This is a genomic window from Trinickia sp. Y13 (genome assembly GCF_029522115.1).
GTDB lineage: Bacteria > Pseudomonadota > Gammaproteobacteria > Burkholderiales > Burkholderiaceae > Trinickia.
The window spans coordinates 39,862-63,137 of sequence record NZ_JAKWFK010000013.1; the positions used below are offsets into that span (position 1 = coordinate 39,862).

Below are 23,276 nucleotides of genomic sequence, written 5' to 3' on the forward strand. Positions count from 1 at the left end.
GCCGCCAGCCTTCAAATAAAGGCCCGCGCGAGCGGCGCGATGCCGCGGCCATCCCCTGCTTTCACCCCTCAATGGAAATTCCGGCTCTCCGACTGCAACCCGCCCAAAAGATGCGACAGATCGACGAGCCGCTTGGCCACGAGATGCCGCACTTGCCCCTGACACTGCCATACGCCGTATACGGCAAGCAACGAAGCGCCGAGCACTTCCTTGCGCTGCTTTTCGAGCAGGCTCGGCCAGATGATGACGTTGACGTTGCCCGTTTCATCCTCGAGCGTCATGAAGATCACGCCTTTGGCCGTGCCCGGCCGCTGACGAACCGTCACGATGCCGCAGCCGCGAGCGGGCTGGCCGTTGCGGTAGCCGTTCAATTTCGCTGCCGGCATGAGCCGCTTTTCCAGTAGCCGAGCGCGCAACAAAGCAAGCGGATGGCGTCGCAGCGTCAACCCCGACGAACGGTAATCGGCCACGATGTTTTGCCCTTCCGTCGGGGCGCCGAGGGCGGGCGTATCGTCGGTCCCTACCGCCGCTGCCAGCATATCCTTCTCGGGCACGGCGGCCACCGAATGCCATAGCGCTTCGCGACGATTGCCGGCGAGCCTCGATAGCGCATTGGCATCGGCGAGCACATGCAAATCGTGCCGATCGAGCTGCGCGCGCCGCGCGAGATCGTGCACGCTCTCGAACGCTCTCACTGCCCGCGCGTTTTCGATACGCTCGGCCACCTCCTGCTTCATGCCGCGCAAAAGCGATAGTCCCAGGCGCACGGCCGGACGCGCCGCCCCCGCCATCGGTTCGAGCACGGCGTCCCATCCACTGATCGTCACATCGGCCGGCAGCACCCGCACGCCGCGCCTTCTCGCATCCTGCACGAGCTGCGACGGGGAATAGAACCCCATCGGCTGGCTGCCCAGCAACGCCGCCAGAAAAGCCTCGGGCTCATGGCACTTGAGCCAACTGCTCGTATAGACGAGCAGCGCGAAGCTCGCCGCATGGCTTTCCGGAAAGCCATATTCGCCGAAGCCCTTGATCTGTTCGAAAATCGCATCGGCGAAGCTGCGCTCGTAGCCGCGTTCCAGCATCCCATTGACGATGCGGTCGTAGTACTTCCGCAAATCGCCTTTGCGTTTCCATGCCGCCATCGCACGCCGCAATTGATCGGCTTCGCCCGGGCTGAAGCCGGCCGCGATGATCGCCACCTGCATCACCTGCTCCTGAAAGATGGGCACCCCAAGCGTGCGGCCCAAAGCGACCTCCAAATCCTTGCTCGGGTAGGTGACGGTTTCGATCTTTTGGCGCCTGCGCAAATACGGATGCACGGCGCCGCCTTGAATCGGCCCGGGCCGCACGATCGCCACTTCGATCACGAGATCGTAGAAGGTGCGCGGCTGCAGTCGCGGCAGCATGCTCATCTGCGCGCGCGATTCGATCTGAAAGACGCCCACCGTATCCGCACGCGAAATCATCTCGTAGGTCTTGGCGTCCTCGGGCGGCACGTCCTGCATGTCGAAACGCTCGCCGCGCCGCTCGGAAACGAGATCGAGCGCGCGCCGTATCACCGACAGCATGCCGAGCGCCAATACATCGACCTTTAGCAGTCCTAATGATTCGAGATCGTCTTTGTCCCATTGAATCACCGAGCGATCGGGCATCGCCGCATTCTCGACGGGCACGAGCCGCGTCAGTTTGCCCCGGCTGATGACGAACCCGCCCGAGTGTTGCGAGAGATGGCGCGGAAAATTCAGCAACTGCGCGGCAAGCTTCGCCCAGGCTTGAATCAACGGCTGATTGGGATCGAGCCCGGACTCTTCGAAACGCGCCAGCAAATCGCGGCTCGTATCGAACCAATGGTGCGACTTCGCCACCGCGTCGACGATCTGCGGATCGACGCCGAGCGCCTTGCCCGTTTCGCGCAATGCGCCGCGCGGGCGATAAGTCGAGACGGCCGCCGCAATCGCCGCGCGATGCCGGCCGTATTTGCGATAGATGTACTGCATCACGATCTCGCGCCGCTGATGCTCGAAATCGACGTCGATGTCGGGCGGCTCGCCCCGTTCCTTGCTGATGAACCGCTCGAACAGCATGTTGCCGCGCGCGGGATCGACTTCGGTAATGCCGAGGCAATAGCAGACGGCGGAATTGGCGGCCGACCCGCGCCCTTGGCACAAAATGTTTTGACTGCGCGCATAGCGCACGATGTCGAACACCGTCAGGAAGTACGCCTCGTAACGCAGCTCGGCAATCAGGGCGAGTTCGTGTTCGATCTGCTTTTGCACCTCGTGAGGGATGCCGGCGGGAAAACGCCGCCGCGCCCCCTCGTATGTTTCTTTCCGCAAATAGGCGGTAGGCGTGAAACCCGCGGGTACGAGCTCGTCGGGGTACTCGTAGCGAAGCTCGTCGAGCGAGAACCGGCATCGCGACATGACATTGAGCGTTTCGCGCAGCGTCTCGTCGGGATAAAGATTGACGAGCCGCAAACGCGAACGCAGATGCTGCTCGGCATTGGGCGCGAGTTCGTAGCCGCATTCGTGGATGGGCCTGCCCACACGAATGGCCGTCATCGTATCTTGCAGCGGCTTGCGCGAGCGAACATGCATGACGACATGACCAAGCGCCACGACCGGCACCCCCTGACGATGCGCGACATGCTCGATCGCGCCGCGATGCAGGTCGTCCATCGCGCGCCGATGCAGCACGAGGCCCGCCCAGGCGCGGCCGGAGAACGTTTCATCGAGCCATTCGAGCTGTGCCGCAAGCGCCTCTTCCTTTGCCGGGAAATCGGGCACGAGGATAGCCAGGCAATCGGGCATCCCGCGCAAATGCGCGAACTCGCTCTCCGGGCGGGAGAGATCGTACGGCGTCAGCCGATACTCGCCTTTCGGCGCACGCGTGCGCGCCAACGTGATGAGTTCCGACAAATTGCCGTACCCCTCGCGGTTTTGAGCGAGCAAGACGAGGCCGAACGACGGCGAGCCATCGGCATGGCGCAAGCGGAAATACGAGCCGATGACGAGCGGCAACCCCACCTCCTTCGCAGCCTCGTGCGCACGGACGACGCCCGCGAGCGAGCATTCGTCGGTGATCGCAAGCCCCGCATAACCGAGCTGGGCCGCGCGCTCGACGAGTTCTTGCGCATGCGACGCGCCATGAAGGAACGTGAAGTTGGAAAAGCAAAAAAGCTCGGCGTACGCCGGCAGCCCACTGAGACCGGGAACCATCGCACATCATCCAAATAGGCCGTGGAGAAACCAGCGCGGCCCCGCTTCGGCGTCGCGGCTACTGACACGCTCGCGGTAAATCCAGTAATAGCTTTTGTCGTCGGCCTCGGCGACGAAGTAATCGCGCGTGACGAGTTCGCCGTCGAACCAGCCCGCCTCGATGCGCTCGGCCGGCGAAACGACGCGCAGCGGCGATCCGTAAAACGGGCGATGCGCGCGCGTGAGCAAACGCACGGGCTCGGCGAGCAGCCAGGCCGGCCGCGGCAAGCCTTCGGGCAGCGTGCTTTTCGCGCGGGGCGCATCGAGCGTAAGCGGCGCCCAACGATTGGCGACCTCCGGCCGGTAATCGGCGAGCGGCGCGGGACGCAAGACGTTTTCTTCGCCAAGCCGCGCTACCAGCAGTTCGAGCAACCGCGCATGGCTTTGCGCCGACGCGCCCGGATCCGGAAAAAGCTGATCGGCCGCAGGCACCGCCGCTTCGACCTTCACAGCCTCGAGCCGCACCGCGATCATCGGAGCCGTCAATTCGATGCGATGCAGCCGCTCCTTCAGCAACCGCAGCAGATGCCCCTCTTGCCAAGCAGGCTCGCCAAGCGCGATTTCGATCGACGTAGGCGCCACCGCTTGCCGGCCGCGCTCGTGTTCGAGCGAAAGCGTGACGGCCGTCACGGCCAATTGCTTTGCGCAAAGCCAGCCGCACAACTGCACGATCAGGCGATGCGCAGCATGCAGTGCGCCCTCCGCATGCTCGATGCGATCGGGCAATTCCAGCCGTGCGGAAAACGTGGGCGGCAACGCGAGCCAATCGAACAACTCGGGCGCCATGCCGAACGCGCGATCGAGCGAGTCGAGCATATGCTCGCCACAGCGGCGCTGTAACCCGGCCCGAGGCAAGCGGCAAATATCGGCAATCGTCGCGCAGCCTAGACCGGCGAACCACTCCGCGAACGGCCGCGCTTCGGGCACGGCGATCATCGGAAGCGGCGATAAGACCCGTTCGAGCGAGCCGAGCCGCACCACACGGCGATTGCCATAGCGCGCCAGCAACCATGCGCCCTGCCCCGTGGGCGCAAGGCCGATGCGCGCCGTAAAGCCCAGCGTGTCGAGCATCGCCCGCGCCTGCCGGCACAAGGCACGCAGACCGCCGAAAAGCCTCAGACTCGCGCCGACTTCGACGATGACCACCGCTTCGTCGGCAAGCGCGACATCGGGCGAAAACCGCATCAGCGCCACACCGACTTCGTGTTGAGCCGCAGCTTCGCGCGCCGCATCGCGCTCGTACAGATGAACATCGGCAGACAACGTGAGCACGCCGCCGCGCTTCATGCCAAGACGGATACCCGCCGCACGCGCCGCCGCATCGGCGATGACGACCTTGTCTTTCTCGAGCGCGGCGCTGCCGCCCGGCGGCTCAGGCAGCCACTTCGGCCGGAATACTTCGAGCGCCAGTTTCGGCAAATGGACGGCGAGAAAGACGCGCATGGCGAGACAGCAAAACAGGCGTAGGTTGAAGAGGAATCGATAAAGGCTCCGTGCGCGAGGGCCCTCGTCGCTTCACGATATCGACCATCAGCCCTTCAGCCGAAGGCCGCAGCGCCAGCCGCAACAGCGCGGGCGAGGCGTCTTGCGCAATCGTCGAAGGCCGCACCATCACGAACAGCGTTTCACCCGACTGCGCCGCTAGATGCAGACGCCGCAGCGACGACGGCTGCGCATACGGCGCCCAGAAGATCAACGCGCCGCAACTGCCGGCCCGCAGGATTTGCTCGGCAGACCACAGCGCATCGCCTGTTTTCGGCGCTTTGACATGCAACAGCCGATCGAGCGGCAGCCCGATGTAGCCGAGTCCCAAGCCATTGGGAACTTGCGGCGGCTGCAACAACGCGATCGGCCGTTCGCCCAGCGCGCTCAAAGCAGGCTGCAGCAGCCGCATCTCGCCGATCCCCGCCTGCTGGACGAGCAAATCGACCAGCGCGCCGAGAGGCCAACCGCCGCCGGGCAACTCGGCCGACAATGCCGGATAGCCCGTTTCCACTACGCGAGTTCGGCCGCGCGCAAGCTGCGAAGCCCGCCATAGCGACGGGTGGATCTCTTCGGCACGGAAGGAGTCGGCAAGCATCGGGCACACCAATCACTGTATATCCATACAGGATCTTACACGCAATCGAGCGTAGAGGAACTGGAACTTTTTATGCCCCTCTGCTTTTCTCGCAGCTTTCAGCCACGCCCCGAGATTTCGTAAATTCCCCTGAATCTCGTAGCATTCCGTTCTTCCCTACTACGAAATACCAAGCGGCACGGACCCGACGCCGTCAATAAAATCCTTTCAGAGACAGCGGGTGCTACCCGCAGGTGCAACCCGACGGCCAGCCGTCTCCGTCCGCGCCTCCCGCAAGCCGCCCGGCGCTGCGCTCGCTTCCAAAAACAACGATAGATAGGAAACCCCATGTCATATCTGGACGTGGTCGACGAACGCGAAGACCTGCACTGCGCATCGACATCGGCGCATTACCCGGCGCCCGATTTCAAGTCGAGCACGCGTTGCGAGATTCGCTATATCGACGAAATGGACGTGACCCCGATCGCACGCGCCGAGGAGACCGGCGACGCGACCTTCCTCGCTGCGGAACTGGGCGCGGCCCGCACGACCGACGAACGCATTCGCATGATTCGCGGCATTTTGAACATCATCGGCTTTAGCGGCCTCGGTTACGCCGCCTTGAAGCTCGACGCGAGAAAGCAGCCCGAACATGCCTATCTGTTGCGCAACTACCTGTCGACGGACTTGTTGCCGCTCGCGCTCGAAGGCGGCTATTTGCTGCGCGATCCGCATATGCGGCGCGCCTTCGAGTCGAGCCGGCCGCACGTGTGGGACATGCGCTCGCTCGTGAACGCCTCGCGCAAGGACGGCATCGATCCGCCGCTGCGGCGGTTCTTCGACGGCATGCGCGAAAACGGCCTAGCGAGCGGCCTGGCCTTCAGCTTGCCGATCCCGCGCACGTCGATGCGCGCGCTCATCATGTTCGCCGGGCCGCCCGAGCATTGCGACTGGATCACCGACAGCGTCATCGCCCAGGCGATCGGCCTGGGGCTATCGCTGCACCAGCGCTGCGCGGCATACGTGCAAGCGATCTGCCGTCAAGAAAGCGCGAGCGGGCTGTCGCAACTGCAGCAGCGCATCTTGGGCGCAGTCGTCGTCGGCATGTCGGATAAGGCGATCGCCGCGCGCCTCAATACGACCGTCCACAACGTCGACTATCACCTGCGCCAGTTGCGCGAAAAGTTCGGCGCCCGCAATCGCAGCCAACTCGCGTTTCTCGCGGGCAAGATGCAGGCGGTATGAGGGAGTAGGCGTCGACGTTGTCGCGAGCGGTTACTGCGCCTGGGCCAGGGTAAGCCAGCCGGACCACGCCCAGTCCGTCGAAACATGCGTGCGACGATGCTTTCGATCGCTAGCGCCCTTTCCGTCGGCTCTTCGATCAACGACGATCGACACCGAGCGGCGCCGTATGGGACGCGACTTCAACGGCTCGGCGGTTGGCACGATTTGACGTCTTGCCTCGGAACGTCCTTCAACTTGCGGGTATCGAAGCCCCACGGGCCATTCACTACGGACAGCACGATCGGCTCGCTAACGAGCGAGCGCTCCGTCGGCTGAGTAGCGCTCGGCTTCGACTCCGGTCCACGTAGTTGGGGCAGGTGCTCCGCCCACGCGATCGCTTCGGCCTCCTCCTCGGGCCGAAGCAGATGGACACGCTCGGCGATACCGAGCGCCTGGGCCATCCCGTTCATCGCGCGCACGATGTTGAGCGTAAAAGCCAATGACCATGCTTGCTGCCCCGTGACGGGCTCCCCGCGCTTCATCTTGCGCAATACATCGGCAGCGACATCGAGCCCGCCCTCGAAGCTAGGCGAGGTCAGCGCATCGGGCAGGAAATACTTTCCGTTGTTGAAGATCACGTTGCCGTCCCCTCCCACATCGAGCACTTCCCGCGAGTCATTCATAAAGCGGATGCCATGCACGAGAAAATCTCGCACGCTATCGCCCGCTTCATCGCCTAGGCGACTCGCGTCGTATAAGGCTTCGAGCTTCGTGCCCTTTATGACATAGCGGAACTGAGCCTCGTCGAAATCGGCTGGCCGGTTCAGAACAAGGCTGTCGTTGAGGGCGGCGTAGCGCTCCGGCTCTGGATAGTCGGTGAGACGTTCGATGAAACGCAGGCTCAGGCTAAAGTTCAACGAAGAAGGATCGGATAGCTGAGGCAAGAAATCTTGCTCTCGCACGATCGTCAGTAAGCGATAGGTCGCTGCGGGATCGATCTTGGGCAATATCCGCGACTCGTCGGGCACCACGCCACCCTGCAGCATGTATTGCAGAGCGGCGCCACGCACGGGCACGTAGTCTGTCTGGACGCATTGACCAGGCACGGCGCCATCCGGAAAACCGGCGGTGAGTCGCGCGTACCGCTTCATTTCGTTCGCCGCGAGCCGCTGGCCTCCAGCCTCTATCGCCGGCGGCGTTCGTTGACTCGCTTCTCTGCCGAACAGCGCATTCCACAGGGCCACTTGCCCCATCGACCACGTGCTGATTTTGACGACCTTCCCGGGACGGTTTGGATCCAAGTACACCGCGTGGTCCGTGCCGTGTCCTATCAGCTTCAGCGGTTGCCCCGCAAGAGGATCCACGTTCAGTTGCGCCCAACGGTTCGCCGCTTGCAGTCGCTTCTTCAGCGTTCCGTCGACGGTCGGCGTGATGGCCTTGGCCGCTTTCATCGTCGTTTGGAACGCGCTTTCGTCGAACGTTCGGAGACCGACGATCTCGCGCATACGATCGCTCAACTCGCGGCTCGTCCCTTCGATGCGAACCTTCGCCCGCCGCGGCAAACGTGCGCTGAGATCGGCCACCGCCGCGCCGCCGCTGACCGCCGGTGTCGCTCTCGACACATCGTCGCGACCGCGGTTTTCGTCCCCAGTGGCTAATCCCGAGCCATCGAATCCGCCAGTCGCTTGGCGTGTCACGCCATTTCGTTTAACCATCGTGCCTACCATCCTTGCACTATCGTCGTGCGCGCAACCATGAAGCGCTCATGCGCTAACGGACCATCGCGCCTATCCGAAGCATGACGCGGCTATTACGGGTTGAGCGCCTGCGGCTCTTGCGTCCCGTCGATGCCGCCTTCGCCCTGAGTGCCACGTGGTGAATCCACCGACTCGCGCCTTCTCACGAATCGCTTCCAGCGCGAATCGAACGAGCGACCGTATGCCCAAATCGAGGCGGCTCCCACGATCGTCTCGAACGACCCGGCGATCGCATACAGCACGGGCTGATGCAGAAACCACGGCCCCAACGCATAGCCGACGACCGGTGAGGACAACGTCCCGGCCATTAGACCGAGCCGTGCAGGGTTGACTCCAACGGCTTCTTTGACGCCCGCGACGAGCGAGTTTTGACGCATCGACAGCTTGCCTTCCTTGCCCAGCGCGCGCAGCAACTTTCGTTGATTGAAGCGCGACAGACGAGCGTGCACCGCCGTGCGCTCCTCTTGTGTGGCACCGCTCTTTTCGAGCGACTGGTCAACGATACGCAGCAGATCGCGTTTGGAGATCTTCGCCTGTTCGACCTTGTCGAGCAGCGCACGCGTCTTCTCGTCGAGAACGAGATCCGGCGGCAGTTTGTTTTCGCGCTCGAGGCGCTTGTAGTTCTTCGCGAAATACTGAATCGACAGTACGGATGTGACGAACGATAGGAACACGGCGCTGGTGGAAAACATCGCGCCACCCGCGTGATCGCCGAGTTCTTTCACGACTTCGTCGATCGAGCCGGCCATCCCCAGCGAAAGCACCGCAGCGGGCCCCGCGATAGCCACTCGTTGAAGCAGCTCTTGATTGGAAACCCCCGCTTCTTTCAGCGCTGAGATCTCCGCGCTTTCGGCCGCGGCGTCGTCGCCGGCGGCCGCGATCGCCTTGGCGACGGGACCGAGATTCAGGCCTTTTTCAACGAGTTCGACGACAGGCGCCAAAACCGCTAGCGACGTGATGATCGCCTTGGCGCCTTCGGAGGTTCGATTGGCATCGTCGAACGTCATTCTGCGGCGCGCGTATTCACGGCCGAAGAGTTCGTTCAACGCGTGATTGACCTGATCGACCCGAGCCTCGTTTCCGCCCGTAGGCGACACGACTGCCACCGACATCGCGCTTTCGGAAAAGTCTTTGATCAGGTCGATCGACTTTCGGACGTCGAGCGCATCCTCGAGTGCGTCATCGCTCTGACGTGTCGCGATCGCGCTGCGGAACGGGTCGTCCTTGAACTTGGTCAATGCAACGCGCTTGCTCTTGGCGTTAGCCTCGCGAATCTTGGCAAGATCGTCGTCAGTGACCGTCGGCTCGACGCCGGCTTCGACAAAGTCTCTAAACCAAGTCGAAATGAAGTTGTGCTGAGAGCTGTTCGCGACGTGCCGCATCGCGTCCAGCACGGCATCCGGCGTCTTCGTGCTGCGAATGAACGTGAGCTTCGCGCCGTCTCGTTGTAGCCCATGCAGTATCGGCGCGAGTTCCGGGTGAAGTTCGACAAGTCGCTCGACTTCTCGAGGCGCCGCCTTGTTGATATCGAAGCTCTGCTGCTCGAAGTGCTCCTCGATGAAGGCAGCGGCTTCCGGACCGCTTTCGATATTCAACGCGCTCAGCATCTTTTGCCGCGCAGCCAGCATGGCCTGGGCATCCTGCGGCAACTGCGCTATCACGCCGGGCGGCCACTCGACCAAGTGCTCGGCGTCAAATTCGAGCGATGGCTCCCCCTGGACGCGCAGCTTCAGCGGCTGCAACCAGCTCGGCCCGCCCTCGGCTGCGGGCGCGACGAAGACCGCGTTGCGCTGGGCGTTGCTTAGACCCTCGAACCAAGTCTCCATGGCGGCAGCCTGATGGTCGTCCGCGGCCTTTCCCTCTACACGCTGCTGAAGATGCTCCTCGACCTTGGCGATGCGCTGCCCTTCTGTTTTCAAGCCGGGAAGAGCCTTTCGAGTCGCCTCTATCACCCTGCGCGTCCTCGATGGTTGAGCGAAACCGACATGCCGCTTGATCGCTGCCGGACTGACGTTCACTTCCGCAGCCTCGGCGGCATCGAGCATTTCTACTGCGTAGGTGATGACGCTGTCGTCAGGGAGCTCTCCGATACCGCGCCGCTCGCCCCTCAACCCGTGTTTCCGCGGCGCGAGACCATCCACTCCCGCGGGGCCGGGTGATGGCTGGACGACGGTTGGTTTCTTTCGTTTCGCTGCATCGGAATTTCTGTTGCTGTCGTCGCCCGATGACGTTGGGCTAGAGGATGACACTCTGACCATAAGACTGGCTCCCGTTGGGGGTTCATAGAGATTAGGGCCGCGCTGCTATGCACCGCGTTCCGGGTATTAGCGTGCCGGCTAAGATGTCACGCCGACATGAGTCAGCAGCGCATCGCAGATGCGCGCGTCACCGCTATGTGTTCCATCGTTGATGCGAGCAGGATCGGCTGCATGGCCGATCTTCGCGGTCGCGACTAGAGCGCTCCGATTCGGACGCATCGATCGATGCTCGCGCGATTGCGTCCGGCGCATTGGCTAAGAGGGCCATGGGGCCCGGGGTACCACGTTCCAAATCATCCCTCGGCTCACATCACTCGCCACATTGAAAGACGGCGGCCGTATCGGTGTGCGAGCCGGTGAAACGGATGCATGAAACTCTACCGTCTGGGCGAGCGCGCCATCGCTTCGCATACGAAGCCGGCTTCACTCGAACGAAGATCGCCGTATCGCGTCTCTGTCCGCGAATCGCTCACACACGCCGCCCAAGCGCCTGACACCCGCGAATGGCCATGGCACGCCATCCGGAGCGACAAAAAAGCGTCACCGAGGCTCAGTTTTGGCAAGCCATTTCTCATACACCCGCAGCGGTTCGATCTCGCGTTCGATCCGTTTGGCCATAACCTGCATCGCAAGACGATTGCGCACAGCAGCCAACGCCGGCCACATCGGATGCTCGAGAGACGCTGACAGGGTAGCCGCGTAGTTCTGATAGTAGGCCTCGCCGCCAAACGGCTGAGCCAGCACATTGCTTTTGGGCGCCGCGTGCAGAAAGTCCATCGTTATCCGCCGCCTTTCAGGCTCGGATTCTCGCGCAAGCATCCGCTCGAGCGTCGAAACGTCCGCATCGTGCGCATCGAGAAGTAATGCAAGCCGTGTGCGTTGCGGCCCGCTGAGCGATCGCGTGTCGATTTGCAATCGATGGTTAAAAGGAGCCGTTGCAACCACGGCATCCGGAAAACGCTGGGCGGCGCGCCATTCAGTCAGCGACAGCGGATGAGTGCGATCGCGAGCAAGGTCGATGACCATCGGCTCGATCTCGCCTCGAATCGGATGTCGGGTCATGACCGCTATCGCAAAGTGATTGCTGTATTGCGAATCGCCGCGTTGCGGGACCCCCCAACGCGAGCCGATAAGTACCCCGGGCCGGCCATCGTTCATAGGCGAGAACGCGAATTCGAATTGCCCAACCGTGAAGCCCGAAGCGCTTTCGTCGTCGTGCGCCCCTATCGCCGAGCCGCGTTGCAGTCGCTCGGCAAACGGAATATCGGTGAAACGCGATGGCGCAGACATGATCTCCCCCGTGGCATGCGCTCGTTCGAGGCCTTGTGGAGAAACGTCCGGCACGAACATGGCGGCCACGCGCAAAGCATCTTTCGGTATCCCGGCTTGCAGCAATTCGAGCGCCCAAAGCCGAGATTTTGCCCCGCATGCACTGACGATGCGGTCGGGCGTGCGAGCTCGTTGCGCCAGATAAGCCGTCATTTCGTGGGTTTGCGCGAAATCGACATAGGCACCCGCGTGGGCATCGCGTGCAAACCGAAAAGCGGGTGCCTCGTGCGCTTGCCGGCTCGACGCGAGCGCGAATGCGTCCGGATCGGCCGCCGCCCCCGGCGGCCTGCCGCCGTCCACGCGAAGGCTCAGTAGAGCGTCAAGCCAAGGAGAACCGCACTTGGGCAGGGATTCGACAAAGGCTGCTTGCGGGCCGGGCTGGACGGCTGCGGAATCTGAACCTGCGCGCAAGGAGTCGCGATTCGAGTCGATCGGGCCGGGATTGATCATAGGGAGTAATGTGGACGAATGGCCCGCACGCATGGCGGTGCCAGTGCGCAGGCCAATTCGATGCGAGTTCAGCGGTGAAGGGAGGACTTTCGGGACGATCGGACTACGTCGGGCCGCTGCTAGGAACGCATCTCGTCGTTGATTGCGCCCAACATGCCGTTCAGATCCCCCAGCATGTCTTGCGCGAGCCGTGTCAGGGTTCGCGCCTGCTCCGCGGCAGGCGAGTCCGCCTCGCCGTCTACGACAAGCGAATTCGCCTCGAGCGCAGCTTTCACCGCCTCGTTCGTCAAGTGCGCCGCTGCCGATGCATCCTGAAATGCAAGCACTCGCTTATGTAGACGCGACAGTTGCTCGTCCAAGACCTTGAAAGTCGTTTCGGCCCGCCTCTGCTCCGAGTACGCGACGTTTTCGGCTTCGTGAAGCCGGGACGCTTCGGGGTCTTCGCGCGACGTCACTCGATCTAGCGCGTCTTGCATCAATCGATCGAAGGGGTCGCGCCCGCCTACCGCGCCAACGTCATAGTCCGCGAGCTCAGCCACGCCCGCGACGCTCGGCTCGCGCAACCATGTCGCCACGCGCGTGGCGAAGCCGTCGTCGATCGGGCCGACCTCTCCCGGAAAGCTGCCCCTCACTTCGTCGATCACCGCTTCGACATACCAATTCACCGCCCGCTCCTCGGCCTTCTTGGATACATCGATCGCCTGAGCCAGATCCCGGGCGGCAACACGCGCTTCTGATCGCGCCCGCATGTACGCGCTCCGAGTTTCGTGCAGCGTCGCGTCGACGGACTCGACAACGCGTGGCAAAGCCTGCGCGCTCTGTTGCAATGCGCGACGCTCATCCGCGATCGAACGCGGACCGGCGATCGGAATCGGCAACTCGCTTACGGCGGCCGGTTCGTTCGTTGTAACGCGTCGCGCAACATCCTCGGCATCAGCGCCCGGCGCGAGGGCAAAGCGCGATTCGTCCGAGCGCGCTTCATTCACGTCTTCGTTGCCGACGCGCGGCCCGCTTTTTCGCGAAACGCCCTCGCGCTTGTACTTTCTGAGGCCTTCCCAAAACGTCGCGCTGGATTGACGAAGCGGCGCCGAGTCGACCTTTGCGTCCTGCTCGCCGTTCGGGTCGATATTGAATGACTCAAATCCGCGCCAGCCCTTTCCTGCCGGGTCAATTCCTTCGTTCATGTATGGTTCCAAGGTCAATTGCTTCGATTTGAATGCATCAGCCAGAGATCTCGATAACCATGCACCCGCCCGTTTTGGCGGCGCACGCTCTTCTCTTCATCGATGACGAGTTCGGGCATGCGATCGACGAGCGCGCCCACGAGCACCTCGATTTGCATGATCGACAACATGCGGCCAATACAAGCGTGAGCTCCCATTCCAAACGTCAACGAGCGCCCCTCTTTTCGGTCCGGGTCGATTTCATGGGGAGACTCGAATTCGTGTGGGTCACGGTTCGCGGCCCCCAGCAACAACAAGATCTTGTCGCCGCCTCTAATTTGGCGGCCGCCGAGTTCGGTATCTCGAGCGGCATATCGGATGATCGCGTGGGCGGCAGTGTCATAGCGCATCAATTCACGTACCGTCGACCGGATCGAAGATCTGTCGGCACACCACCTTTGCCAAATGCTTCGGTCTTTGAGTGCATGCGCGACCACGTTGCCGATCGACACCGTCGTGGTGACGAAGCCCGTCACGAACAGAAAGAGAAAGTTGCCCACGATTTCCGAGCGGCTGATCTCCCCTTCTCGTTCGAGCCGCAAAAAGCGGCTAACCGGATGGTCCGGCGTCGCGTCCCGATCGACGCCGTCGATATACGCTTCCAACATCTCGACGAAGTGCTGCGTGCCCTCCTCCAGATGCGCCCGTTCGGCATCGGTCAGGAACAGCGAACCCATCAATTGCATTGCCGGCGCGGACGCACGGAGCCAGACCAGCGATTGTTCCGGCGCGATCCCGAGCATCCGGCAAATCGTGCGAATCGGCAGCGATAGGGCTGCCTCCGCAAGATTGAATTGCGGCACATGCTCGAGCGGTGCGAGCAGGCGCGCCACTTCCCGAGCCACGAACGCTTGAAGATCGGCAACGGCTTCGGCGCAAAACAGCGGCGCCATCAACCTGCGCAACCGCTCGTGCGACGCGGGACCTTGCAGCAGAATCATGTCCTTCAGGCACGCCGGGTGTTTCGAAGTCACTTGCGTGCGAAAGGCTTCGTCGGAATTTTGAAGGATTCTGACGATGACCTCGTGGGACGAAATCAGCCATACGCCGCTGGCGTCCCGATACACCGGTTCGGTCCTGCGTAAATGATCGTAGATCGGATAGGGATCGTTCGTGCCGCTTCCCAGGATCAACGGGACAATGCTGTCCATGGCCCAATCGGGCTCGCCGGATGTCGCGAGCGAATCGCGAACGTTGTTCGACGAAGGTTTCATTGAGCGTGAACCAGTGCGTCGAGGTCCAGGCTGCACAGCGCGGCCACATGCCGTGCAATCTTCTCGGGCGACCAATTCCACCATGCGATCGATCTCAGCGTGGCGATCGTTTCTTCGTCGAACCGATAGCGAAGCACGCGCGCCGGGTTGCCGCCCACGACCGCGTAAGGAGCAACGTCGGACGTGACCACGGCATTGGCGCCGATAATGGCTCCGTCGCCGACTTTCACGCCGGGCAAGAATGTCGCCCCGTTGCCGATCCAAACGTCGTTTCCTATCACCGTGTCGCCCTTGTTATGTAGCTTCGCTCCGGGAATGTCTCGAGGGTCTTGCGCAAACAAATGAAACGGAAAATTGCTGAACCAATCGAGACGATGATTGGCGCCGTTCATCAGAAACCTCACGCCTGCCGCGATCGAGCAGAAGCGGCCGATAATCAACTGGTCGCCGATCGATTCGAAGTGATAGAGCACATTTCGCTCAAAGGCATCCGCGCCGTTTCGGTCGGCGTAGTAAGTGAAATCACCAACCACGACGTTGGGGCGCGTGACCGCATTCTTTAAAAACGTCACCGATGGCAAGCCTGGGACCGGATGGCTATCGTCGGGATTCGGAATGACAAAGGGCATGAATCGAATCGCACAGTTCTCTTATCAGAGAGATATCATGCGCGTCGATCGCGCATGATCATGCGGTTGCCGCGAAGCACACGCTGCCTCCGCGAAGCAAGGTTCGTTTTCCGCCCTGTGCAGTCGCATAGAAAGCAGCTCGTATCGGCTACAGACGGGGCTGGATGCTCTTCGAGCACGTTCAGTTGACGTTCACCAAGCTGCGCGATACAACGCCAAGCCCAGCACCAGCTCCACTGTCCTACGCACGGTCGATCTTACTCGACCAGCCCAACGCGAACGCTTAGCTAGATCGCATGATGCTGATCGAACCTGCTAAAGCCGAAATTCGGCGCTAGCAGGTAGCGCAGCATCTGAGATTATCCGCCTCGGGTCGGCATCGATTCGGCCGTGCGACTAGCTGCGGCGAAACCCGTTGTTGAACCTCGATCCTTTAAACTGATCCTGGGCGGCTTCTTCCGCCTCCTTCTGCCCCGGCAGATCAGCGAGGTGCGCCGGAGTTTGCCGTGTCGTGGGGCTTGCGTCGGAGGAGGACGACGACTGAGCGCCGCTCGAGTCCGAGGACGAAGAACTGCTTTTTCCCGTAACAGCAGAAGCAATACGACTAACGATTCCCATATAAATATCCTTAAGAGGAATGGTTGATGGACGACACAAATCTTCGGCGAGGCCGGCCATCGAAACGGCCGGCCTCGCCGAATTTCTATGATTTGGATGAAGATGCGATGCTTAACTCGAACGCTCGCCGCCGATAGCCTAAAAATGCGGTTTCCGGTTCTATCTTTCCGGGATGCCGGTCATTCAGAATGACTAACTCGCATCACGCTGCAGGAATTTGAAGTCCGGGAATGTTTCATTAAACGTCACGAAGCGGCCGTCACGCATCTGCTCCCGCAATTCGTCTTGCATGACCTGGCGTGCAAACGGCGTCATCGGCTCCCTGCCACGCCAGGAGTCGATAGAGGGACCCACCTCGATCCGCGGAGTGCGGCGGCCCGAGCCGCTATCGGCCACCCGAATCAGCGACACGATTTGATTGGACCGGTCGTCCAAGCGTGCTACGTAAATCACGCCACGGAAGTCGGGACCAAGCGTATGCAATTCGCTGTAGCGTTCCTGCAAAGCGGGCGCATAAACCGAGGCATCGGGTATACGCCCTTGCGGCGCAACGCACTGAGCAGCAGGACGCGCCCGGGACGCGAGCCGGGACTCCCGCGTTCTAACGGCACGATCAAGCAGCGATCGTAGAGGCCCGGTCACACGACCTTGCATATCGGCCGCACTCGCACCCCGCTCGCTTGCCCCCTTGCTCCGTTCCGCAACCCTTGCCGACAACCGCGCTGCAGCTCCCGACAGTCTAGCCTTAAGCATTAATCTCATTCTCCTATTTCATGCTGCGCGCGTTACGCCAACTCAACCGGAACAACGACGCGCGTTTGCTCGAACGCTTGTGCCGATTACTCGCCTGGGCGCTGGAAGGCCGACTGCATGCGCTCGGTCATCTGGCGTTGCTGCTGCGCCATAAGCTCGAGCTGGGCGATGGCTAGGTTCAGTGGATCGTCATCGGATCTGGGCAGGCCATGCGCGTCTTGATAGTCATGCACCTTTGCCTGATGTTCGCGCAAATACTGCAACGTCGATTCCGGTTGCATCGGACGATCGAGGATCGCCTGGACCTCCGGATAGAGCGAAGCGAAATAGGCGAGCGTCTCGTTGGTCATCGTCATGTCGGCTTCGACCTTGTACTCGCCGCCACCGCCCGGCGTGCCGTCGAAGCCGTTCTTCTCGAACGTATGACCCGTAAGTATGTACGTCGCCCAAGCCGCTTCCGCAAACGCGATCGCAACCCTCTTTGCTTTTTCGTGCTCGCCGATACGCTCGAGGCCTTCGACGGCCTTCAGGTTGTGCATGGCCCATATCCGCTTGCGCGAGTCCCATTGCTCGTGGCTCCAGTCGGCGGCCGTCGACCCGAGGCCGCCAGGCGTGGCCAGTCGTTCCAACATGGCCGAGACTTCCTCGACGGCTTCCGGCGTGTTCTCCTTCGTGGCGATGCCCGCCCACAGCAGGTTAGCGATTTCCGCCGTGTCGAGCGGGTGAAGCTCGTTCTCTCGCAGGCGAAGGTAGGCGCCGACGTTGACACGCCCATCCGGGGACGTCCTGATGAACGCACGTCGTAGCCCTTCGATCCGCTGATCGTGCACTTGCTGAACCTGCTCGGCCATGTCGTGATGTCCGGCGGCTCTCAGTGCACGGACGATGACTTCCTCCGCCTTGGCGAGGTGCGCGTTTTCCTGCAAGGAGCCCAAGAACGGCAGCTCCGGGCGGCCATCGACAGGGCTGTCGTGCGCAACGCTCATGTCGATGCCGCTCGCGGCGCTTTGCCGGTAGTGCGCGTACACGAACTCGGGGTCGATGCCCGCCTGCAGTGCCTTACGCGCCGCTCTCACATCCTCGACATAACCCTCGGGTCGTGCGCCGTCCGCATAGTCTCGGTTCCTGAGCACGATGTCGCCTTCGGGCATCATCGCCACACCGTTGAACACCTGACCGGCCGTGATATCGCCGATGCCGCGTTGACGATTTCGATATTCGATCATCATCGCCTTCAGGTACGGCACCAGATGCCGGTCGTCGCCGAGCGCCGTCGCATAATCTCCGGCATTGAGCGTGAACGACAGAGGCTGCACGCGGCCGCTGTACTGCGCTTCATTGCCGTTGTGGACCTCCCCGTCGTGCTCGATCTCGTAAGCATCGTTGTCGAGGCAAATACGCGCACGATCGAATCGGCGAGCGGCCAAGAGACCCTTGACCGTCGGAATGCCATCCCACCCGTAGCGCGCGAACCAGAACCGACGCGACGGCACGGGCTGCGGGTAGTGAGGCAACGGCCTCGTGGACGCACCCATCGGCGGATTCCGCATATCGGTGACGTTCTCTTCTCGCATCCGTTCGACGTGCGCGCCCAGCGGCACGGCAGGATACGGTTCGTACTTCCACGGTTCACCTGGGGGAATCTGTCTCTCGAAGTTCTCGTTCAGGAAGTCGGTCAGGTCGAACTCGGACCAGACCTCGAGCGATTCGAGATCGAGTTCGTCGATCGGCACATCCTCTCCGCCAAGCTGCCCGGTCTTCTTGAACCAATAGTCAGCCTTGAGCTTCTTGAAATCGCGCATGATCTCATCGGGCTCGCGCGTGCTCCCATCGGGCTTGCGCTTGGGCACGCACGTGATGAACGAGATGCTATCGTCGCCGCCGAAGAATTCCCTGAGCCGTTGACCGATCGCGCTATGCCCGCCGTGGATGTCGGTGCGAAGCTGGACCAGTTTGAACAGATCGCCGTAAGTATCCGCGTGCGTGGGTACGAGTTTCGGCTCGACTCGCCATGCCTTGGGGTAGCGGCTAAAGAGATTGCGCAGTTGCTCCTGCATCGGCGACATCTTGAAACCTGGCGCCGCGGGGGCGAACCGCGACGGCTCGTTCCTCTTGAGCAACCGGCCGCGTTGTTCGCGCGGCGTAACCTGCTCCGCCGGCGTCGTGCCATTCAAGCGGTTCGGTCCCACGGGTGCACTGACGGGCTCGCTCGATCGCATCTTCAAGCCGCGCATCGCATGCAGGAAATAGACATAGGCCGCCGGCCCGCCGCCCCTTTGCGCATCTATGGTGCGGCGCTCGGTAATGTCGTAATCGCCCCAGAAATTTTCGCGAGCCATCGCGTCGCGCATAGCGGCGCCTGCCATGCCGGGGTCGCCACCGGCCTGTGCGATCGTTTTCGCGAAATCGAGAAGATCGGCCAGTTTCCGTTGCTCCTCGGGCTTTGCATACTGCAGCACCTGCACACTGCGACCACCTCGCGTCAGGGGCAGTTCCGGCGGCAACGCCAAATCGGGCGCGAGCGGCGGCACGAGCACGTCGCTGCCCGCCTGATTCGTCCGCCATTTCTCGTAGGTGTCCGGATCCATCGTGACTTGGCGATACACCCTGCCGGTGTCGTCTACGCTGAGCGTCACGTTGCGGGAGAGCTTGAAGCTGCTCTTCTTCCACAACGGATGGAAGTAGGCGCCGAGCCCCGCGCTCCCGCTGATCGGCCCCGCCGGGGTTTGGTGCGTGCCGAGCGGCACGCCGGGCAGGTTCTGACTGACCCCGAACACGCCGAGGCTTCGCCCGACGTCTTCTTCCAAACTGGTGACGTTCGCTCCCCCCTGCTGGCGGGCAGCCTTGTTGCCGCGCGATACGCCGGCCTGCGGCGCGATGCTGGCCCAGCCATTTGTCGGATGGTGAGGGATGGTGATGGCCGCGACGCCGGTCAACAACGCAAAAGTCGCCTTCGAGTTTTCGGCGGTGCTACGCGGAATGACCGACATATGAGGGTCTAGCCACGCTGCTTTGGTGAGGCCTTCCCACGATCCTTGCCTGAGCGCATCGACTGCCTTGCCCGCTCGTTGCTTCACCTGCTCGAACGTCTCGCCTTTGTCGCCCGTGATGCGGATGGTCACAGCTTCACCCTTCGCATCCTCCCTATGTCCTCCAATTTCACCTACCGCATAACCGCCAACGAGTTTCGGCACCAGATTCCATTGGGCGACGAGACCCATCACCTTTGTACGTGTCGTCCGATCGACCGAACGAACCGTGATGTCGACATACGCTCCATCCGGCCCCTCGTTCGCACTCAGCGAAACAGCGCTCTCGCGCCCGCGCAACTTGGCGACGGTTGGCAAAGGCGTGACACTCGGCACCCATGGGATGTAGCTCAACGCGTCGGCCACGAAATTCGCCCATCCCGTTATGTTCCTGCCGCGGACGCCGTTCGATGAAAACTCGATTTCGGAGCCCGGCTGCATGCCGTCGAGCAGGCTGCCGAAACCTTCGGCGCGGCTCGCCCAGCCCCCGTTCAAACGCGAGAGCGCGTTGATGGGATTGCCAACTGCCGGATCTTGCTCGAGGCCTCGTGCGCGCGCCATCGCTTGCAACGAATCGATATCGAGCGGCTCGGCAATCTCGGCGGCGATGTCCTGCCACACGGAAAGGTTTTCCAGCGTCTTCTTGTCGATATTGAGCAACTCGGCGGTTGCCTTAGCGATCTTGCCTTCGGCAAGATGCCCGACCTTCATCGGGGCACGGAATCCCTTGCGGTCGATTCGCTCGCTCATGACCGTGAGTTTCGCGACCAGCGCTGCGTCGGCGATCACCTTGGCGCGTAGCGTGTCCGGTCTCTCGCCGCCCGTCGGCAAGCTGCTTCGCGCATGTTTCGAGATACCGCTCATGGCTTGTTGCGTCAGTGCATCCATGAGGCGTTGGTCGTTGACCGGAAACCGTTCGCCTTTGAATGCGCGTGCGATCCAACTCGCCGGTTGACCGCCTCGGCCGAGAATGCCCCTTACCGTCTTGCGCACGTCGGACAGGGTGTCCGCATCCGTCACGCCTGCACTGCTAAACAGAAATGCGGCTTCGAGTTGATCGGCGGTCGGATCGTCCGACTGCACGGCCAGCAGCGCGCGGGCCGCGACAGCGATGCTTTTCGATTCCGGGGAGCCGGAGTCAAGCGCTTGCCGCGCCAATTCGCTCGCCTCTTCGAGGTTGGTTGGGCGTCCATTGGCGGCAGGGTGGTTGATCAAATGGCCGGCGGCCGTCAACGCGGTCGTCGTCCGCTGGCGTTGTTCATCGGTATCGGTCAGCTTCACCCACGGCGACGGCGCCATCGTCTCCAACACCTTCCAACCCAGCGGCGTTTTAGCGAGTGCGCAGTGGGCCGCGAAGATGTCGGCCTGCGTCGTTGGGTCGGCTTGCTCGGGATGATGCCAATTGCGGATGACCGCCGCCGCGCGCGCAGGATCTTGACGCGTCGCATTGGCAAGGACGAACGCGAGCATCACGCCGTTCGAATAACGCTGCCCGGTAGCCGGCTGCATGCTCAGCAGCGTCGTGGTGAGCTGCACATGCTCGGGATCGGCCGGGTCGAGCCCCGGGAACGATGACGCGATGGTCTGTCGCGCTAAGTCCTCTTCCGCCAATATGCCTTCATCGCCAAAGACGGCCGGCGAATAGCCTGCGACGCTTGCGAAGTGAGCATTGACGGCGTGCTCGAAATCCTTGGAAAAATCGGCAACGTCGGTGCCCTTGTGCCGGCGAAGCCCGCGCAGCAAGCCCGCGCGCTTGGGCACTTCCGGCGCGACGAGCGGCGGCGTGCCGCTAGGACCGTTGCTCGAGCCGTTTGTGGGAGTGAGCGATCGAGCGGCGCCGGACGAGCTCGGACCAGAAACTTTTCGCGACGCCATACGCGTCTCCTTTTGAGTTCTCTGAATTTAACGGAGTCTTAGTAGCGATCTCGTCCATTCACGCGCGACTCCGGTCTCGAGGCCGGAGAGTCGCGCGCGACGAGTGCGGGGATGGGCCTGCCACAGCAGCTACAGCGTTACTCAGATAGAATTTCCACGCTGCGGCGATTGCACGTACTACTGTCTTTGCAGACCGCCTGCGATCCATCTCTCAGAACGTTGTTCGATCCAATCAACACGATATTGCCGTTCTTGTCGACATGGTCGACGAACTCGACATGCTGATCGCCACCGACGATGCAGACATCGCCCCTTTTCGCGTGGCTCTTGCTCACCTCATGCCAGCCATCCTTATGCAAGAGCTCGCTTCTGAGCGTGGCGACGCTGTTGGTATGTTGCGACGCCGGGATCAAGCCGGCTTCCTCGAGAACGGCCGAGGCGAAATTCGCGCAGTCCTTGTGATTCGAGACGCCGTGATCCATCTTCACATCCTGATTCCTGACGATCGAATCTGCAGAGCGGCCCTCCAATTTCTCGGCAATGTCCGCAGGGTTCCCGCCGGGCCCGATGGGCGCATGACTGCCGCGGTCGTTCGGCGCGGAATAGTTCACAGGTTGCATGCCGTTCCCGCCAGCGGTGCCACCGCCGCTTCCACCAGCCGATGACATCGCCTCGCTAATCCATGAAATCAGCGCCGACAGAATCGGCAGCAGCGAACTAATCAAACCACTGTTGAGCGAAATGCCGGCGGAGCTCGCGTTGGTGCCCGAGGACGAATCGATTTGTTGCATCTCCTTTTCCCACTTGTCGAAGTCCGACTGCGAGGAGGTTGCCGCTGGTTGGTAGATTTGTTTCCACTCGCCCTCCCATTTCTGGAAGTCCGCTTGCGAGGAAGATGCCGTTGGTTGGAAGATTTCCGTCGTCCTGATGTATGTCCCAGGAAGGTACGAAGTTGCGCTAGTTGCCATGGCTTTCCCTCAATGAAATATACCTGCAAGCGCCCGGCGGATCGCTGCGATCCGTCGTCGGCGCACAAGAACGAACTCCCTACCCAGCTAGCGAAAAATCACGGATAGAACGACGTGGGTCGCGCACTGGGGTCACGCTGCCGCAATGCGTCGAAGCAACGAAGCGTCGCTACCGGCCGCGAGCGGCGCGTTACGCGCTCTCTTCACCATCGCCGTCGCTGCCGTCTTTGTGATCGGCCTTCTTCAATGCAGAAGTGAAGCCGCCCGCCCCATTCGCGCCCATCGCCGCCGACATCGACATCATCGTCGTCATCAGCGCGCTGGCCATCGCGCCGTCCATCGCGCTCGAGCCGTCGTTCCCGCCGATGCCTAGCAGCGACTCGGCCCCGTTCACGATTGGCGAGATGCCGGTCACGTCGCCCACCACCGACACGGCACCACTGAGAATGTCTCCGATTGACATGGATTTTCCTCGGCGTAGTTGAAGGGTCCCCGTTGCATGGTCTGCCATACGCCATCGGCGCGGCTCCAACTCGCGGGGTAACCTACTATGACGCGAATCGAATTCGCGAAAGGTGCAACCCGCGCATCGGTGCGTGGAAAAACGAAATTGTCGAGTGAAAAGCGAACTGA

15 protein-coding genes are annotated in these 23,276 nt (G+C 62.0%); 2 read left to right on the forward strand and 13 right to left on the reverse strand.

What is annotated here, in order from left to right; genetic code table 11:
* Positions 1–68 precede the first annotated feature (68 nt).
* From MMB74_RS20880 to imuA, 3 genes are read right to left on the reverse strand one after another with little or no spacing between them, the layout of a single operon-like run.
* A complete protein-coding gene (locus tag MMB74_RS20880; protein ID WP_277430563.1) occupies positions 69–3,218 on the reverse strand; it encodes an error-prone DNA polymerase in 3,150 nt (1,049 codons plus the stop codon).
* A 6-nt stretch (positions 3,219–3,224) separates the two neighbouring features.
* Positions 3,225–4,700 carry a DNA polymerase Y family protein gene (locus tag MMB74_RS20885; protein ID WP_277430564.1) on the reverse strand — a complete coding sequence of 492 codons (1,476 nt, stop codon included), beginning with the start codon at positions 4,698–4,700 and terminating at the stop codon, positions 3,225–3,227.
* The gene (gene imuA, locus MMB74_RS20890; protein ID WP_277430565.1) at positions 4,630–5,337 is read right to left on the reverse strand and encodes a translesion DNA synthesis-associated protein ImuA; all 708 of its coding nucleotides are present in this window, start codon (positions 5,335–5,337) and stop codon (positions 4,630–4,632) included. The genes MMB74_RS20885 and imuA overlap by 71 nt, the downstream gene beginning before the upstream one ends.
* A 327-nt stretch (positions 5,338–5,664) precedes the next feature.
* On the opposite strand from imuA, the gene MMB74_RS20895 reads away from it, so the two are divergent.
* Positions 5,665–6,561 (forward strand): LuxR family transcriptional regulator, encoded by an 897-nt coding sequence (locus MMB74_RS20895; protein ID WP_277430566.1) that lies wholly within the window; start codon positions 5,665–5,667, stop codon positions 6,559–6,561.
* Between the two features lie 179 nt (positions 6,562–6,740).
* Here MMB74_RS20895 and MMB74_RS20900 read toward each other — a convergent pair whose 3' ends face one another.
* On the reverse strand, positions 6,741–8,255 hold the full coding sequence (locus MMB74_RS20900; protein ID WP_277430567.1) for a hypothetical protein: 1,515 nt from the start codon (positions 8,253–8,255) through the stop codon (positions 6,741–6,743).
* Between the two features lie 95 nt (positions 8,256–8,350).
* Entirely contained in the window at positions 8,351–10,123 is a 1,773-nt protein-coding gene (locus MMB74_RS20905; RefSeq protein WP_277430568.1) for a hypothetical protein, read from the reverse strand.
* A gap of 12 nt (positions 10,124–10,135) precedes the next feature.
* On the opposite strand from MMB74_RS20905, the gene MMB74_RS20910 reads away from it, so the two are divergent.
* Entirely contained in the window at positions 10,136–10,456 is a 321-nt protein-coding gene (locus MMB74_RS20910) for a hypothetical protein (RefSeq protein ID WP_277430569.1), read from the forward strand.
* A 639-nt stretch (positions 10,457–11,095) separates the two neighbouring features.
* Here the strand turns inward: MMB74_RS20910 and MMB74_RS20915 are convergent.
* The 8 genes from MMB74_RS20915 to MMB74_RS20950 form a co-directional block, all read right to left on the reverse strand.
* Positions 11,096–11,581: a hypothetical protein gene (locus tag MMB74_RS20915; protein WP_277430570.1), complete on the reverse strand. Its 486-nt coding sequence runs from the start codon at positions 11,579–11,581 to the stop codon at positions 11,096–11,098.
* An 872-nt stretch (positions 11,582–12,453) separates the two neighbouring features.
* Positions 12,454–13,518, reverse strand: a complete 1,065-nt coding sequence (locus MMB74_RS20920; RefSeq protein ID WP_277430571.1) for a hypothetical protein — start codon at positions 13,516–13,518, stop codon at positions 12,454–12,456.
* Positions 13,519–13,532: 14 nt separating this feature from the next.
* On the reverse strand, positions 13,533–14,708 hold the full coding sequence (locus MMB74_RS20925; RefSeq protein WP_277430572.1) for a cytochrome P450: 1,176 nt from the start codon (positions 14,706–14,708) through the stop codon (positions 13,533–13,535).
* Between the two features lie 59 nt (positions 14,709–14,767).
* Positions 14,768–15,400 carry a CatB-related O-acetyltransferase gene (locus MMB74_RS20930; RefSeq protein WP_277430573.1) on the reverse strand — a complete coding sequence of 211 codons (633 nt, stop codon included), beginning with the start codon at positions 15,398–15,400 and terminating at the stop codon, positions 14,768–14,770.
* 810 nt (positions 15,401–16,210) lie between these two features.
* Positions 16,211–16,522 carry a hypothetical protein gene (locus tag MMB74_RS20935; protein ID WP_277430574.1) on the reverse strand — a complete coding sequence of 104 codons (312 nt, stop codon included), beginning with the start codon at positions 16,520–16,522 and terminating at the stop codon, positions 16,211–16,213.
* A 335-nt stretch (positions 16,523–16,857) separates the two neighbouring features.
* Entirely contained in the window at positions 16,858–21,675 is a 4,818-nt protein-coding gene (locus MMB74_RS20940) for a trehalase family glycosidase (protein ID WP_277430575.1), read from the reverse strand.
* A gap of 137 nt (positions 21,676–21,812) precedes the next feature.
* Entirely contained in the window at positions 21,813–22,643 is an 831-nt protein-coding gene (locus MMB74_RS20945; RefSeq protein ID WP_277430576.1) for a CHAP domain-containing protein, read from the reverse strand.
* A 190-nt stretch (positions 22,644–22,833) separates the two neighbouring features.
* Positions 22,834–23,106, reverse strand: a complete 273-nt coding sequence (locus MMB74_RS20950; RefSeq protein ID WP_277430577.1) for a hypothetical protein — start codon at positions 23,104–23,106, stop codon at positions 22,834–22,836.
* Between the last annotated feature and the right edge of the window lie 170 nt (positions 23,107–23,276).

Coding starts and splice junctions, on each gene's coding strand:
- MMB74_RS20930 (WP_277430573.1), bottom strand. CDS start 15,400: ATGCCCTTTGTCATTCCGAATCCCGACGATAGCCATCCGGTCCCAGGC.
- MMB74_RS20925 (WP_277430572.1), bottom strand. CDS start 14,708: ATGGACAGCATTGTCCCGTTGATCCTGGGAAGCGGCACGAACGATCCC.
- MMB74_RS20920 (WP_277430571.1), bottom strand. CDS start 13,518: ATGAACGAAGGAATTGACCCGGCAGGAAAGGGCTGGCGCGGATTTGAG.
- MMB74_RS20950 (WP_277430577.1), bottom strand. CDS start 23,106: ATGTCAATCGGAGACATTCTCAGTGGTGCCGTGTCGGTGGTGGGCGAC.
- MMB74_RS20945 (WP_277430576.1), bottom strand. CDS start 22,643: ATGGCAACTAGCGCAACTTCGTACCTTCCTGGGACATACATCAGGACG.
- MMB74_RS20895 (WP_277430566.1), top strand. CDS start 5,665: ATGTCATATCTGGACGTGGTCGACGAACGCGAAGACCTGCACTGCGCA.
- MMB74_RS20885 (WP_277430564.1), bottom strand. CDS start 4,700: ATGCGCGTCTTTCTCGCCGTCCATTTGCCGAAACTGGCGCTCGAAGTA.
- MMB74_RS20915 (WP_277430570.1), bottom strand. CDS start 11,581: ATGGTCATCGACCTTGCTCGCGATCGCACTCATCCGCTGTCGCTGACT.
- MMB74_RS20905 (WP_277430568.1), bottom strand. CDS start 10,123: ATGGAGACTTGGTTCGAGGGTCTAAGCAACGCCCAGCGCAACGCGGTC.
- MMB74_RS20940 (WP_277430575.1), bottom strand. CDS start 21,675: ATGGCGTCGCGAAAAGTTTCTGGTCCGAGCTCGTCCGGCGCCGCTCGA.
- MMB74_RS20910 (WP_277430569.1), top strand. CDS start 10,136: ATGGTCGTCCGCGGCCTTTCCCTCTACACGCTGCTGAAGATGCTCCTC.
- imuA (WP_277430565.1), bottom strand. CDS start 5,337: ATGCTTGCCGACTCCTTCCGTGCCGAAGAGATCCACCCGTCGCTATGG.
- MMB74_RS20880 (WP_277430563.1), bottom strand. CDS start 3,218: ATGGTTCCCGGTCTCAGTGGGCTGCCGGCGTACGCCGAGCTTTTTTGC.
- MMB74_RS20900 (WP_277430567.1), bottom strand. CDS start 8,255: ATGGTTAAACGAAATGGCGTGACACGCCAAGCGACTGGCGGATTCGAT.